General features: G+C 39.9%; 13 protein-coding genes. 7 read left to right on the top strand and 6 right to left on the bottom strand.

Features of this window, described 5'->3' with window-relative positions:
• Nucleotides 1-21: 21 nt before the first annotated feature.
• Nucleotides 22-819 carry a 5'-nucleotidase, lipoprotein e(P4) family gene (locus tag JWQ34_RS09035; protein ID WP_299356647.1) on the bottom strand — a complete coding sequence of 266 codons (798 nt, stop codon included), beginning with the start codon at nt 817-819 and terminating at the stop codon, nt 22-24.
• Nucleotides 820-824: 5 nt separating this feature from the next.
• Complete coding sequence (gene msrA, locus JWQ34_RS09040) at nt 825-1373, bottom strand: peptide-methionine (S)-S-oxide reductase MsrA (protein WP_299356649.1); 549 nt, start codon at nt 1371-1373, stop codon at nt 825-827.
• A gap of 106 nt (nt 1374-1479) precedes the next feature.
• On the opposite strand from msrA, the gene JWQ34_RS09045 reads away from it, so the two are divergent.
• Complete coding sequence (locus tag JWQ34_RS09045) at nt 1480-1878, top strand: hypothetical protein (RefSeq protein ID WP_299356651.1); 399 nt, start codon at nt 1480-1482, stop codon at nt 1876-1878.
• Nucleotides 1879-1974: 96 nt separating this feature from the next.
• Here the strand turns inward: JWQ34_RS09045 and JWQ34_RS09050 are convergent, their stop codons facing one another.
• From JWQ34_RS09050 to ftcD, 3 genes are all read right to left on the bottom strand, one after another.
• Nucleotides 1975-3864 carry a DNA topoisomerase IV subunit B gene (locus tag JWQ34_RS09050; RefSeq protein WP_299356653.1) on the bottom strand — a complete coding sequence of 630 codons (1890 nt, stop codon included), beginning with the start codon at nt 3862-3864 and terminating at the stop codon, nt 1975-1977.
• Between the two features lie 219 nt (nt 3865-4083).
• Complete coding sequence (locus JWQ34_RS09055; protein WP_299356655.1) at nt 4084-4698, bottom strand: hypothetical protein; 615 nt, start codon at nt 4696-4698, stop codon at nt 4084-4086.
• Between the two features lie 133 nt (nt 4699-4831).
• Nucleotides 4832-5839 (bottom strand): glutamate formimidoyltransferase, encoded by a 1008-nt coding sequence (gene ftcD, locus JWQ34_RS09060; protein WP_299356657.1) that lies wholly within the window; start codon nt 5837-5839, stop codon nt 4832-4834.
• A 513-nt stretch (nt 5840-6352) separates the two neighbouring features.
• Here ftcD and JWQ34_RS09065 point away from each other — a divergent pair.
• The 6 genes from JWQ34_RS09065 to JWQ34_RS09090 all read left to right on the top strand — a co-directional run bounded on the left by JWQ34_RS09065 (nt 6353) and on the right by JWQ34_RS09090 (nt 12880).
• Nucleotides 6353-7192 (top strand): ATP-binding cassette domain-containing protein, encoded by an 840-nt coding sequence (locus JWQ34_RS09065; RefSeq protein WP_299356659.1) that lies wholly within the window; start codon nt 6353-6355, stop codon nt 7190-7192.
• Nucleotides 7185-7964 (top strand): hypothetical protein, encoded by a 780-nt coding sequence (locus tag JWQ34_RS09070; RefSeq protein ID WP_299356661.1) that lies wholly within the window; start codon nt 7185-7187, stop codon nt 7962-7964. The genes JWQ34_RS09065 and JWQ34_RS09070 overlap by 8 nt, the downstream gene beginning before the upstream one ends.
• A gap of 3 nt (nt 7965-7967) precedes the next feature.
• Nucleotides 7968-8342 carry a GntR family transcriptional regulator gene (locus tag JWQ34_RS09075; protein WP_299356663.1) on the top strand — a complete coding sequence of 125 codons (375 nt, stop codon included), beginning with the start codon at nt 7968-7970 and terminating at the stop codon, nt 8340-8342.
• 10 nt (nt 8343-8352) lie between these two features.
• Nucleotides 8353-9048, top strand: a complete 696-nt coding sequence (locus tag JWQ34_RS09080; RefSeq protein ID WP_299356665.1) for a hypothetical protein — start codon at nt 8353-8355, stop codon at nt 9046-9048.
• 261 nt (nt 9049-9309) lie between these two features.
• Nucleotides 9310-12099 (top strand): outer membrane beta-barrel protein, encoded by a 2790-nt coding sequence (locus JWQ34_RS09085; RefSeq protein ID WP_299356667.1) that lies wholly within the window; start codon nt 9310-9312, stop codon nt 12097-12099.
• A gap of 7 nt (nt 12100-12106) precedes the next feature.
• On the top strand, nt 12107-12880 hold the full coding sequence (locus tag JWQ34_RS09090) for a GLPGLI family protein (RefSeq protein WP_299356669.1): 774 nt from the start codon (nt 12107-12109) through the stop codon (nt 12878-12880).
• A 99-nt stretch (nt 12881-12979) separates the two neighbouring features.
• Here JWQ34_RS09090 and JWQ34_RS09095 read toward each other — a convergent pair whose 3' ends face one another.
• The gene (locus tag JWQ34_RS09095) at nt 12980-14863 is read right to left on the bottom strand and encodes a chloride channel protein (RefSeq protein WP_299356670.1); all 1884 of its coding nucleotides are present in this window, start codon (nt 14861-14863) and stop codon (nt 12980-12982) included.
• Nucleotides 14864-15039: the final 176 nt, after the last annotated feature.

Consider the following 15039-nt stretch of genomic DNA (forward strand, 5'->3'; position numbering starts at 1 on the left):
AACAAAAACTTAATATAGATGTTACTTATCTAGCTTAATTAAAGATTTGATCACCGAATCTTTTTGAGCCGAAGTAAGTTTATAATTAAACTTAAATATAGCGTTCTCAAAATCACCATAAGATGGATTGGGTATAATGATATACTTATTCCCGAATTGCTTTTTCAATTTTTCGGTAGTTGCCATACGGCTTTCTTCTGATGGTTTATTATCATATAAGGCATCAAAATCAGTCAGATTATCGCCGCAAAGTAGTACGATGTTATATTTGGATAATACAGCCTGACGGCGGGCTTCTTTGCTTGATACAGCTTGTTTTAAAATGATATGCGTATCATCAGCATAAGGCAAATGGTAAAGCTTTAAATTTTGAGTTGTTCCAAGGCGTTCATCCTCATCCCTATTAGTGATATAAAATACAACAACGCCTTTTGATGCGGCGTATTTAAAAAATGATGGCGCTCCCGGCACAGTATCAGCAATGCCTTTGGCGGTCCATTGTTTCCAGGCTTTCAGGTCGAACTCCTGATTGTTGATAGCTCTTGCTGCATCGTAAGGGCTATTATCTAATAGCGTTTCATCAATATCGGTAACTACGGCAAGCGGCTTTTTGCCTTTATGTTTAAGGGCCGCATCTAAACGCAATTTAGCCATGTTATACGCCTGGAAACATAGCGCTTTATACTCGGCCGCACGTTGCTGGTATAAGGATGACCATACCTTGCCCCCATTGGCAGTAGATAGATCTTTGGGAGTATCCTGCGCGTTAGCGGCAATAACCGTGAATAATAAACCTGTTAGCAAAAGTAATTTTTTCATGAAAATTAGCTTAATAGCTCCGGCTTTATTTTATCCAAAAAATCTTTGGCAAACTTATTTAGCTTGGGTTGTATCACAAACGAGCAATAAGGTTTTACCGGGTTCTCGTTAAAATAGTTCTGATGATAATCTTCGGCCTTGTAAAACTCACTTGCAGGGGTAACTTCGGTAACGATGGGCTTGCTGAACACGTGCTCATCGGTTAGTTTTTTTATCATGGCTTCGGCTGCTTGCTTTTGCTCATCAGTAGTATAAAATATAGCCGAACGGTATTGTGTACCCACATCATTGCCCTGGCGGTTTAAAGTGGTGGCATCATGCGTTTTAAAAAATATAAGCACTATCTCATCCAGGCTAACCGCATCGGCATCATATTCTATCTCTACCACTTCTGCATGTCCGGTATTGCCACTGCAAATTTGCTCATAAGTAGGGTTTTTAGTTTGGCCTCCCATGTAGCCTGAAACAATAGCCCTTACACCCTTAACTGTCTGAAATATAGCTTCGGTGCACCAAAAGCAACCGCTGCCAAATGTTATTTTCTGTATATTCATAATATTATAACGAAGGTATGACACTTTAGTTTAAAAGCACATGTTTAAACATTTATATTTGGTATTTTAATTGAGTAACTTTAATCACAACAAAAAACTTAAAATTATGAAAATTGCAGTATTAATTGCACGGATATTACTTGGTTTGATCTTCGTGGTGTTTGGATTGAATTTTTTCTTTCCGCAGGTTTTGCATATGGCACAACCGCCTATGAGCAAGGAAGCTTCTGCATTTGCTGGCGGACTTTGGGGTTCGGGCTATTTTTTCCAGTACCTGAAAGTTATTGAAATTGTAAGCGGGTTATTTTTATTGGTTAACCGTTATACCGCTTTCTTTTTACTGGTATTACTACCTATCAGTGTAAATGTCTTCTTGTTTCATACCATGTTGGCACCGGCAGGCATACCTGTTGGAGTTGCTGTATTGGCATTAAACATATTTTTATGCATTGGTTATATTAAATATTATGCCGGTGTGTTTACTGCTAAGCCAACGGCTAGCTAAATTATTTGTCATTACAAAGGGTAATAGATTAGACAACTTTTTAAAAGTTGTCTAATCTATTTATCCTGGTAATCTTCTAATCCTAAAAATCTTAGTCTAGCTAGCTATCGGCAACTCTTCTGCATCTTCTACAATGGTAGGGTTCACTGTTTCATCATCTTTCTCCACCCTTAAATTACCGATGATGTGTTGTTGTCTCGCGGGGGTGTTTTTACCCATAAAGTACTCTAACAAACCTTTGATATTGGCGTCTTTCAGGATAACCGGATCCAGGCGGATGTCTTTACCTATAAACAGGCCAAACTCATCCGGCGATATTTCGCCCAGGCCTTTAAAGCGGGTTATTTCTGGTTTTACACCTAATTTAGCTATGGCATTACGGCGCTCTTCGTCGCTGTAGCAATAAATGGTTTCTTTTTTATTACGAACCCTAAACAACGGAGTTTGCAATATAAATACGTGCCCGGCTTTTACCAGGTCTGGGAAGAACTGCAGGAAGAAAGTCATCAGCAGCAAGCGTATATGCATACCATCCACATCCGCATCGGTAGCTATTACTATATTATTATAACGCAGTGCATCCAGGCCATCTTCTATATTAAGCGCATGTTGCAACAGGTTAAACTCCTCATTCTCATAAACCACTTTTTTTGTTAGTCCGTAGCAGTTTAGCGGCTTACCTTTTAAGCTAAATACTGCCTGTGTCATCACATCGCGCGATTTGGTGATCGACCCGCTGGCCGAGTCACCTTCGGTAATAAACAGGGTGGTATCTTGCTTACGCTCGTGGGTATCATCAAAATGCAGCTTGCAATCGCGCAGCTTGCGGTTATGTAGCGATGCTTTTTTGGCGCGATCGTTAGCCAGTTTTTTAATGCCGGCAATATCCTTGCGCTCGCGCTCTGATTGCATGATCCGCTTTAATAGCGCATCTGCCGCAGACGGATTTTTATGCAGGTAATTATCTAGTTCTTTCTTTACAAAATCGCCGATAAATGTGCGGACAGATGGCCCTTCCGGACCAATATTTTGTGACCCCAGCTTGGTTTTTGTTTGCGACTCGAACACCGGCTCCTGCACTTTTATCGCGATAGCAGATACGATAGATGCACGAACATCCGAAGCATCAAACTCTTTTTTATAAAACTCGCGGATAGTTTTAACTACTGCTTCACGGAAAGCCGCCTGGTGCGTACCGCCTTGCGTAGTGTGCTGGCCATTTACGAACGAGTAATACTCCTCGCCATATTGCTGCCCGTGGGTCATGGCTATTTCTATATCCTCGCCTTTTAGGTGGATGATAGGATAACGCAGGGTTTCTACATCGGTTCTTTTGGTTAGCAGATCGTACAGCCCGCGTTCCGAAAAATATTTTTGATTATTAAAGTTGATGGTCAGGCCTGAGTTAAGGAACACATAGTTCCAGATCATGCTATCTATAAACTCGGGGATAAAATGATAATTCCTGAAGATGGTCTCATCAGGATAAAAATTGATAGCGGTACCGTTGCGTTGTGTGGTTTCTTTTTCGGGTTCGTCTTTTACTAACTCGCCTTTTTCAAACTCGGCAATTTTGGTGCGGCCATCGCGGTATGATTGCACAATGAATGATGTTGATAATGCATTAACCGCCTTTGTACCTACCCCATTTAAACCTACCGATTTCTGAAACGCCTTGCTATCATATTTACCACCTGTATTTATTTTTGATACGCAATCTATCACTTTACCCAGTGGTATACCGCGGCCATAATCGCGTACGGTAACTTTATGGTCGCTTATATTGATCTCGATGGTTTTGCCCGAGCCCATTACAAACTCATCTATCGAGTTATCTACAATTTCTTTCAGTAATACATATATCCCGTCATCATAAGCCGAGCCATCGCCCAGCTTACCAATATACATGCCGGGGCGCAGGCGGATATGTTCTTTCCAATCAAGCGACCGTATACTATCTTCACTATAACTTACTGCTTCTGCCATTTTAATATCTGTGTAATTTCAATCCGGGATGCAGGAAGCCTCCCTACAGCAAAAATAAAGTTTAGCAGCTCAACTCCTAATTCAAATCTCTTAACTTATCAACATTGTTGTTAAAGATTGAAGATTAGTGATTAAAGATTGGTGCCTGGCGCTTTTTTACCCAACGACAGGCACTAATCTTTAATCTTCAATTAACTAATCTTTAAACCCTAATCTTTGTTACTTAAACTTCAGACAATTACTGGCAAGGTTCATGTTTTTAAAGAATTCGGGGCCCTTTTCGTTGGTGAAACAAATGGCCATGATGGTGCCCGCACCGTTTTTTTGGAGTACAACCAACAACGCGTATTTATAATGTTTGGTAATGGGCGAATCGTCGAGGTTTAATAGATAGGTGCTGCCGGCATCGGCGTTATACCTGTCTAATATGTATGATGGAAGGTCTCTTTTTAAATAACCTTTCTCGGAGGTAAAAGCTGTAATCTGATTTTTAGCCAGGCTTTTATATAATGAATCAGTAGCTATATGAATGTTTTTATCCGCTAAAAATTTCTCGGCTTCCTTTTGGGTATTAATGCGCATCCATACTTCAAAATCCGCATCGGGTAATTTCATTGCGTAATCAAACGGGAATGCATCTGTATTAGGCGCTTTAATTTCCTTAAAACCCTCCGGGAAAGTAAACGCAATATTTACCTGGGCCAATGAGTTGGTAAAGTTTTTAAGCTGATTTCCTGCAGGCGCATGGTTTATCTGCGCAAATACGGGAGTTGCCAACAGCAGCAACAAAACATTAAATAGAAAACAGTTAATACTTTTTGTGACAGTGTTCATTATATAAGCAATGCAAAAAACGTTAATTTTTAGCTTATTGTATGCCAACTTAAAATTATGAAATTTTATAATATAAATTTAAAAAATAAACAATTAGGTTAAATTAAAACTTTATTAGAAAAGCACCTGTTAACTATAGTTGGTACTCGATGATCCTTTTTTGCGGATCAAAAGGTGCCAGTTCATTTAAACCCATTGCTTGTATAGCGGCATCAATTAATTTAGTTTGGTTAACCACATAGGTAATGCCTTGCTTATGCAAAAAATATTGGCCGGCATCAACTATGGCTCTTAGGGGGATCATGCCTATCAATTCGCTGCCGGTAACGTTAACACCGTGTGCTGTTGCACGGGCGCATACTTCGTCAAACACTACATGAATTGGGGTTGCGGCTATATTAGTTAAATTCATAGATACCTGTGCTTTGCCATATTCTTCAATATACCAGCCAATAGCTTTTACGTATTTTAACGTCCCCTGGATTCGTTCTTTGCCATTTTCACCAATAATAATTTTACCGGTCTCTCTTACCTCCTGCGCAATCTCATTGGCCACGTGGGTTGATTGCGTATCCAGGTTAATATTATAGGCTATCAAAAAATCACGGGCACCTATTACGGTTGCACCGCGTTTGGCATCCAATTCGGCGGGGCCAAAATCTGGCAGCCAGTTGGGCAGTTTTATTTTTTTGAAGAACCCCTCATACTCGCCGGCACGTATGGCGGCCAGGTTACTACGTTTTTTGTTGGACTGCGAGTGCTCATATAAATAAACCGGGATCTGCAATTCGTTACCAACGCGTTTGGCCAGTTGCAGGGCATATTCGGCAACCTCATCAATGGTGATATTGCTAACCGGTATCAACGGGCAAACATCTGTAGCGCCCATGCGTGGATGCTCGCCGGTTTGCGTGCGCATGTCTATTAACTCGCCAGCCATTTTTATGGCGAGGAAAGCCGCTTCAACAACCGCATCGGGTTCGCCGGCAAAAGTTACTACGGTACGGTTAGCTCCGCGGCCCGGATCGACATTCAATAATTTCACGCCCGTTACCGATCCTATTTCGCCGGTAATACTGTTGATGATGTCAGGATCAACACCTTCGCTAAAATTGGGTACGCACTCTATAATTGGTTTCATTGGAGGCGCAATTTAAATATTATTTGGGAAGATAGCCTCTCTATAGATCACCCTCCTTAAAAATTAAGGCACATCTTTGAGCCATCATCATCTAATAAAAATGCTCCCTGCTATTCACACCAGTATTGCGGTTTTTAGCGGTAGTAAAATGGGCTGGTTTTAAAGTATATGCCGTTTTACCGGTAGTAATTTTACGCATTTATCGGATATAAGCCTTTTTACCGGTAGTGTTTTTTGCCATTTATCGGGTATAAGGCACTTTACCAATGGTATTATTTTCTATTAATTTATTGATAATAAGTATCTTATGATAATTCAAAGAACACAGAATGGTTTTTTACTAAACTCAATATTTTGCTTTAATATTTGATAATTGGAAGTATTGTGATTATAGCAATATACAAAAATTACAGTGCATTAATGGTGGCAATATTTGGCTTTTTTAAATAAATTTTGAAATACAAATTCTTTATTTACATTTGTAGTGTACTATTTAACTAATACACTAAACCAATGATCGAATTATCACAATTAACATTTGGGTACGGCAAACAAAAACTATTTGATAACCTAACCCTATCCTTAAAACCCGGCCATATTTACGGGTTGCTGGGTATGAACGGAGCGGGCAAATCAACGCTGTTAAAAAACATAGCCGGGCTGGTTTTCCCATGGTCAGGCACTTGTATCGTAAACGGGGTAAATGCCGATAAACGCCTACCCTCTTTTTTGCAGGAGTTGTTTTTTGTTCCGGAAGAAATATATCTGCCATCAGTTAACGCTAAACAATTTGCAGAAAGCACCGGTCATTTTTATCCTAATTTTGATTTTGGGCAATTTATTAACATCCTTACCGAGTTTGATGTACCTATCGATAAGCTATTAACCAAACTATCATTCGGTCAGCAAAAAAAGGTGATCATCGCCTTTGGCCTTTCAACTAATACATCTTTATTAATAATGGATGAGCCGACTAACGGTTTGGATATTCCATCAAAAGCCCAGTTCCGTAAGATCATTGCTTCGGCATTGACGGAGGATAGATGTGTCATTATTTCAACACATCAGGTACGCGATCTCGATAATCTGATAGATACGGTACTGGTACTGCACAACCGCCAAATAGTATTGGCCAGCAGCCTGGATGAAATTGCAGATAAAGTAAACTTTAGCTCGATATCAATAGATAGCACAGATCATATCTATGCAGAGGAGAACATTAGCGGACTACACGCCATTACAAAAAACACTAATGGCAGCTATACAAAAGTAGATATGGAACTTTTATTCAATGCCATCATCAGCAATAACACACAACTTATTGAAATTTTAAACAAACCCGGTCATGAGTAATACATTTAACTTAACCCGCTTTATCAGGCTTTTTAAAAAGCATACTTTGGAGCATGCAAAAACTTACCTGCTATCAACCGGCGTACTGGCCGGTGTAACAGCTATAGGGCTTGGACTTTTTGTTGTTACTAATGGGGGGCGATTAGCTATACCGTTACAAAACATTGTTTTTATTTACGTATTGACGCTTGCAGGCAGCATATTTACCAGCCTGGTTTTTGCTGATCTGGGCGATAAACGTAAAGCCAACCAGGTGTTAACTCTGCCGGCTTCGCACCTGGAGAAGTTCCTGGTAACATGGATCTACTCGTTCGTTATCTATCAGTTGTTGTTTATTGGGGTGTTTTATGTAGTAGATTGGGTCATCATCGGTATTAGCCATCCGCCGGCCAATGACCCTAACAAAATGATCAACATTTTTGATCTGGAGCAAAGAGCATATATGGCCTTTATAGTGTACGCCATTTTTCATGGTTTTACGTTATGGGGCGCTATATTTTTTGAGAAGCTTCATTTTATAAAAACCGCCTTTATTTTCTTTATATATGTATTGGTATTTACAGTAATTAATACCCCTATGTTGCAGTTTATAATTGGTAAAAATGACCTAAGATCGTTTGTATTTCAACAATTTAGCTTTACAGACAATAAGCGCGGCTGGGACATCTGGGCCACTGACAACATGAACCATACAACATTAATAGTTTTTGCCATTGCGGTAATTATATTATGGTTAAGCGCATTTTTTAGATTAAAAGAGAAAGAGATATAACCCATGAATTTTAAAGATAAGGAAGCCATTTACCTCCAGATTGCTGATTATGTGAGCGAACACATAACCTTAAACAAATGGCTGCCTGACGAAAAAGTACCATCGGTACGTGAGCTGGCAGTTGAGTTGCAGGTAAACCCCAATACGGTAATGCGCACATACGAGTATTTACAGCAGCATGAAATTATATTTAATAAACGTGGCCTGGGCCTGTTTGTAACGGCCAACGCTATTGAAAATATAAAAACCATACGCCGCGAACGTTTTATGCAGCAGGAACTGCCGGATTTTTTCAGGAGCCTTTATCTGCTTGACATTAGTCTTGAAGAGTTGCAAAAACGCTATGAAGATTTTAAGTTGAAAAATTACAAGAATTAAAGATATAACCATGAAAACAAGCAACAAATTATTGCTATTGGCCACCGTTATCCTATTTGGTTACCTGGCAATATTTAATTTTCAATTACGGGCAGAATACCTAAAAGGCGATTTTAGAAACCCATACTACGGCATGAAATTTACTCCGTTAAATAGTTTTACTACTATTCGGCATAACGCTGGTAACGTAGTGGCTCTGCGTGTAGAAAAAGGCCCCAAATTTGGCGTATGGATGGTGGATAATGTAAAGGAAAAAGTGGCCCTTACCGAACGTGATAATACCTTATTTGTAGATTATGTTAACAAAACTAATTTTAACTATTATCAATCTGGCATAGTGGTGGTTTGCCCGGAGGTAAATACTGTTATTACTACGCCGCTTGCAATGCATCAAGTAATGTTTTGGGAGCGGGCGGTAACCCGGGTATCAGGTTTTAACCAGGATGCTATGAATGTTATAGCCGGTAAATCTACTCAGATTGAATTAGATGAAAACACTATACACAAACTAAACGCGGCTACAACTGCCAGCGAGGCTACACTAACCATTAATACACACAACCAAATTCAAGCTGCCGATTTTAAGATAGCCGGCAAAAGTGATCTAAGGTTATTAAGTCAGATCGCCAAGAGCAACTATAGCTATACAGATAGCGCTACTATTACCTTAAACGGCAAATCATTTGCAAAAGTAAATCAGCATTGACCAATTACTTTTGCAATTTATATTTGAGTTTCATCCCAATTTCATACACTTTCATCACTTTTACTTTATCACCATAATATGCCCCTTACCTTGGGGGCATGTTTATTATTAACCTAAAATATTTATCACAATATCAGTAACTAATAGAAAAAACTACCGTCTTATGGGTGACTATAAAATGTTAATTAAAGTTAAGAAATGTTAAAATATTTCTATTACTAATTTTTTAGTTACATCTTTACCCATACCAAAAACAACCTAATGAAAATCACAATTTCATCAATTGCGCTGCTCGTGCTGTTCTCGTTAACCGGTTATGCGCAAAGCAATTATGCTATCAAGGGTTCGGCTGTTGATACGTCCGAAAAAAAAGCCCTGCATAATACCACCATCATGGTGTTAAATGCCAAAGACTCTACACTATCTAAATTTACACGGGCGGCGGCTGATGGGGCTTTCGCTATTAACAACCTTAACGCAGGCAAGTTTATACTGGTACTATCCTATCCCGGCTATGCAGATTATGCCGAAGATTTTACGCTGGATGAAAAGGCACCTATACATAATTTCGCCAAAATAAGCCTGATACTTAAATCGCGCTTATTAAAAGATGTGATCATTAAAGGCCAGGTAACCGCCATAAAAATAAAGGGTGATACAACAGAGTTTAATGCCAAAGCCTACGTTATACAACCTAATGATAAGGTAGAGGATTTGATAAGGCAGTTCCCCGGTATACAGGTTGATAAGGATGGCAAAATTACCGCGCAAGGCCAAACGGTTAGCAAAGTATTACTGGATGGCGAAGAATTTTTTGGCGATGACCCTACCCTGGTAACCAAAAATATACGTGCCGATATGGTTGACAAGGTGCAGCTTTATGATAAGAAAAGCGACCAGACCACTTTTACCGGCATAGACGATGGTGTTAAAACCAAAACATTAAACATTAAATTAAAAGACGGCAAAAAGAGTGGCTACTTTGGCAAAGCCGATGTTGGTATAGGTACCGATAAGTATTATACGGGCCAGTTACTGTACAATAAGTTTCAGAACAAAGAAAAATTCTCATTATACGGCACAGCCGCCAACACCGGCAAAACCGGCTTAAACTGGGATGACAGCCAGAAATATGCTGATGGAAACGGCTCAACTATGGATGATAACGGCAATTATTATTTTAACGGTGGCGGCGATGACCTGCGTTATAACGGCCAGGGCATACCAGTAGCAAAAACCGGCGGCGCGCATTACGACAATAAATGGGCCAACGATAAGTATACCATTAACAGCAATTATAAAGTGGGCGCATTGGATATTGACGGCACCAAAAAAACCGTAAGGCAAAACAACTTGCCGGGCCGTATCATCAACAGCACTACCGATCAGCTTTTTAACAACTCCATCTTCAGGCAAAAACTTGATGCTACCTTAAATATAAAATTTGATACTACCGCCAATTTAAAAATAGCGGTTGACGGCACCATTAAAGAAATTAAAAACAATACCACATCGGCAGATACCAGCCGCCGTGGCAACAATACTTTACTAAACCTAAGCAACAGTATCACAACCAATGATAATAAGCGCCGGCAGTTTAATGCCAGCGCTTTTTTTACTAAAAAGTTAAAGAAAAAAGGTCGCACTATATCGGCATTATTTGCAGTTTCATCGCTTGATGACCAGAGTACAGGCTTCTTAAATTCTAAACTGGCTTATTTTGATACAACAGGTGTTTTAACCCGTACAGAACTAACCGACCAATATAAAACGGGTAAGAATAAAAACATCAACTTAAACACTAACCTAACTTATACTGAGCCGATAACCAAAGCATTGTCAATTGTATTTAATTATGGCTTAAATGCCAACAATGGCAGCTCAGATCAACGATCATACAGTAAACCTGCAGGTGGTATTGATTATAGCGTATTAGTAGACTCGCTGAGTAACTATTTTAAACTTAACCAGCTATCTAACCAGGCTGGAGCTATCCTTAATTATACTAAGGGTAAAACCATCATCAACTTCGGCACCAAAGCGTCTGATGTTTCTTTTAAGCAGATAAACGAATATACCGGCGATATATTAAAAAGACATTTTATAAACTGGAACCCGCAAGCTATGTTTATGTATAAGTTCTCGCAACAACAAAGCCTAAGGGTTAGTTATAACGGTAATACCAACCAACCTTCTATCGGCCAGATACAGCCGGTTAAAAATAATAGCAATCCATTGTATATTACGCTGGGCAACCCTGATCTTACGCCTTCATTCAGGAACAACTTTGGCGGTTTTTATAATTCTTATAAAGTGCTAAGTGGGCAAAGTGTCTATATATCCGGCAACTACTCGTTCACAACCAACCCCATCGTAAACAATACCTCTACCGATGCCGGTGGCAAAACAACCATACAATATTTCAATTTACCCGGCAAAAGGCCAAGTAACTATAACGTTTATACAGAGGTTAGCCGCAAGATATTGGGCATAAACATAGGTCTGGGCGGCAGCATGTATGGCAATACATCCTACAATATGGTAAAGAATGATGTAAACGCCACCAACCAGTTAAATACTACTAAAGCTATTGATTATTCGGTCACTATCAATATTAACAAATACGTACAGAATAAATTTAATTTTTATGGAAATGTGGGGCCAACGTATAGCATAAATCAATCATCATTACAAGCCAGCAATAATAGTAATGGCGGCGGGTTTAGTGGCTATTTTGGGGGTAACTACTATTTACCGCTTCAGTTTGAATTAAACCCGAACGTTAATTACACCTATTCTGCACCAACGGGCGCATTGCCGCAGGGTTTCAGATCTACTATATTGAACGTCACCTTAACCAAATCTTTCTTTAAAGAGAAAAACCTGAAGTTATCGCTGGCAGTTAATGACTTGCTGAACCAAAACAACGGCTTTAACCGCTATGCCTATGGCAGTATAATTACCGAGGACAGGTACACCACCATTAAAAGATATTTCATGTTCTCTGTAACTTATGATTTTACCAAAATGACAGCCGGATCAACCAAATAACCTACCTATGAAAAATCTATTAATAACCCTTAGCTGCTTTTTTATATTGGCCAATACCAAATGCCTGGCACAGACCGAGCACTTTACTACATCGGGCATTATTGAGTTTGATAAAACATCAAACATGTATGCTATCATAAAAAAGGAAATAAATAAGGAAAATGAGTCGTACGTGCAACCCGCGTTCGAGCAGTACAAGAAGAATCAACCGCAGTTTAAAGTATTAAAAAGCGCCTTAAAATTTGGCAACAACAAAACCTTATTTACCCCAGCCGAACAGGAAACGCCGCCCAATAACTTTTTTAACGTAATGATAGCCGAGCAAAACTCGACTATTTATACCGACCTGAATACCGGCATAAGTACTAATCAGAAAAAGGTGTTTGAAGAGACTTTTTTACTAAAAGATACCACCCGTAAAATTAAATGGAAGATAACCGACGAAACCCGCGAAATAGCAGGCTATCCTTGCCGCAGGGCTAACGCGTTAATAATGGACTCGGTTTACGTAGTAGCGTTTTATACCGATAAAATATTGGTTACAGGCGGACCTGAATCATTTACGGGCCTGCCCGGCATGATACTGGGCGTTGCTCTGCCGCACGAAAACGTTACCTGGTTTGCCACCAAAGTAACCGATACAAGCGTACCCGAAAGCACCATCACTCCGCCAAAAAAAGGCAAACCTGTAGACAACAAACAATTTAAAGCCACGCTTGACAAGGCACTAAAAGAATGGGGAACTTACGCGCATAGTTATTTGAAGGCGCTTTTTTTGTAGGGTGATATTGCGTTAAGCAATTAACCCTATAATCTTCTAATCCTATAAACGTAGCCCTCTTGAACACCTTTAAAATAACATAAGGTGAGAAATCTTAGTTTAGTTATCGCTGTTAAAATCTATCAGCTTTCTGCCTTTTATCAGCATTTTTATGCGTTGGCGCTTTAATGAAATTTTTATGTGGGCAAATTGGCTTTTCTCTATATGGCTGGTATAGGCATTAATAATGCCCTTATAGGATAATACCCCAATAACCTTACCCCCGCTTCCGACAGAAAGTACAGGTAACACCTCCACTCCAATTTTCGACATTTGTTCTACCGCTTGGCGCAAAGTATCTGTGCTGCTAACAGCAAGATTAGCCTTGGTAGTCACAATTTCTTTTAAAGGTAGGTTATTGGCCAGTTTTGTATTATAGATATCTGCCAGTTTTGCAGTGCCTGCATATTGGCCCGCGTTATTTACTACAATAAAATAGTTTTCGTTGCTGTTGTTAGTGTTTAACCAATCGCGCACCTCTTCAATGTCGGTGTTTTCATTTATCACGGTTTCTGTATCGCTGATCACCTCGGCCACGGTCATCTTTTGCAAAAGGTCAGGCTCAAACGAATCGGGAGTAGCGATGCCGCGGCGGGCAATTTTTTCGGTCATTATGGTGTTTTCCATCAGGAAGAAAGAAACAATGTAAGCCCCGGTACAAGCACCCAGCAACGGTAGCAAAGCATGCGATTGCATAGTAGCCTCCAGCGCGAAAACTATACTGGTTAAATAAGCTCTTGATGCCCCGGCAAACATGGCCGACATACCAATAAGCGCGGCTAAAGGGATAGAGATACCGGCATCAGGAAATGCCTTTAAAATAATCACCCCAATTACCGCCCCTGCCGCGCCGCCCATAGTTAACAACGGCGCCAGCGTTCCGCCCGATGTACCGCTGCCCAAGGCAATAGCCCATGACAGAAATTTAAAAATGCACAAACTTAACACCAGCGTCAACGGCCATTTGCCCGATAAAATGCCGATAATATTATCATACCCAACACCTAAAGTATGTGGGGCGTAAAAGCCAATAATACCTACAGCCAGGCCACCTATTGCCGGCCACCACATCCAATGGATAGGCAGGTGCTCAAACATATCCTCAACCCAATACACAATTTTTGTAATGCCTAATGATAAAAAGCCGATGAATATCCCCATAAAACTATAGATGGCTAAAGCCAGGTTTGAGGGTACGGCAACATCAGGCATGGCAAATACCGGCCCCGACTCAAACAAAAAATGATGGCCCGCCGCACCGGTAATACACGCCACCGCTACAGGTAATATTGCCCGTGGCGAAAACTCAAACAATAATAATTCTATCGCTAAAAATATACCGGCTATTGGTGTACCAAATATGGCCGACATACCTGCCGTGGCCCCTGCCGCCAAAATAATTTTCCGCTCGTTAGCGGTAACCTTAAATAACTGCCCAATGGTCGAGCCCAATGCACCGCCTGTGGCAATAATTGGCCCTTCGGCACCAAACGGACCACCAGTACCGATAGCAATAGCCGATGATATAGGTTTTAATAAGGTGATAGAAGGTTTAATATTGCTTTCATTCACCAAAATTTGCTCCATAGCTTCGGGGATGCCGTGGCCACGTATAGCTTTTGATCCGTATAGCGCCATTAAACCAACAACTATACCACCAATAGCAGGTACTACAATAACCCATGCCCCTAAATGATTATTTGCCGGGCTATTGAACCCAAGGCTAAATGAACCATAAAAAGAAATATTGGTTACCAGGTTAATTAATGATACCAAGATTTTGGCAATAAAACTTATGGCAATAGCTACAGTAACCGCGTATATGCAAATAGTTAAAAGGCGGCTTTTTTCAATAAATTTTTTTTGTATGTTGCCTTCGGCAATTTCTAAATTGTTTAATAATGGGGAGATAGGGATACCATCCTGTATGTCGGCGTTTTTCATAATAAAAAGAGATAGACCAGGCAGCAACTAAAGAGGACAGAAGCGCTGCAATGTTTTTTAAAATAGTACCGCAAAATTAAATCTTAAATCATATAAACAACCATTTATTTTCATAAATATTATAAATAATATGATTTAAATCATATAAATGTGCATTTTCAATAAATAAGTCACTG

This window comes from Mucilaginibacter sp. (genome assembly GCF_028288185.1).
Lineage (GTDB): Bacteria > Bacteroidota > Bacteroidia > Sphingobacteriales > Sphingobacteriaceae > Mucilaginibacter.

Bases quoted from the DNA above. Each gene is read 5' to 3' on its own strand.
- JWQ34_RS09070 (WP_299356661.1), top strand. From the start codon at position 7,185: ATGAGTAATACATTTAACTTAACCCGCTTTATCAGGCTTTTTAAAAAG.
- JWQ34_RS09075 (WP_299356663.1), top strand. From the start codon at position 7,968: ATGAATTTTAAAGATAAGGAAGCCATTTACCTCCAGATTGCTGATTAT.
- JWQ34_RS09035 (WP_299356647.1), bottom strand. From the start codon at position 819: ATGAAAAAATTACTTTTGCTAACAGGTTTATTATTCACGGTTATTGCC.
- JWQ34_RS09095 (WP_299356670.1), bottom strand. From the start codon at position 14,863: ATGAAAAACGCCGACATACAGGATGGTATCCCTATCTCCCCATTATTA.
- JWQ34_RS09050 (WP_299356653.1), bottom strand. From the start codon at position 3,864: ATGGCAGAAGCAGTAAGTTATAGTGAAGATAGTATACGGTCGCTTGAT.
- JWQ34_RS09065 (WP_299356659.1), top strand. From the start codon at position 6,353: ATGATCGAATTATCACAATTAACATTTGGGTACGGCAAACAAAAACTA.
- JWQ34_RS09045 (WP_299356651.1), top strand. From the start codon at position 1,480: ATGAAAATTGCAGTATTAATTGCACGGATATTACTTGGTTTGATCTTC.
- msrA (WP_299356649.1), bottom strand. From the start codon at position 1,373: ATGAATATACAGAAAATAACATTTGGCAGCGGTTGCTTTTGGTGCACC.
- JWQ34_RS09085 (WP_299356667.1), top strand. From the start codon at position 9,310: ATGAAAATCACAATTTCATCAATTGCGCTGCTCGTGCTGTTCTCGTTA.
- JWQ34_RS09080 (WP_299356665.1), top strand. From the start codon at position 8,353: ATGAAAACAAGCAACAAATTATTGCTATTGGCCACCGTTATCCTATTT.
- ftcD (WP_299356657.1), bottom strand. From the start codon at position 5,839: ATGAAACCAATTATAGAGTGCGTACCCAATTTTAGCGAAGGTGTTGAT.
- JWQ34_RS09090 (WP_299356669.1), top strand. From the start codon at position 12,107: ATGAAAAATCTATTAATAACCCTTAGCTGCTTTTTTATATTGGCCAAT.
- JWQ34_RS09055 (WP_299356655.1), bottom strand. From the start codon at position 4,698: ATGAACACTGTCACAAAAAGTATTAACTGTTTTCTATTTAATGTTTTG.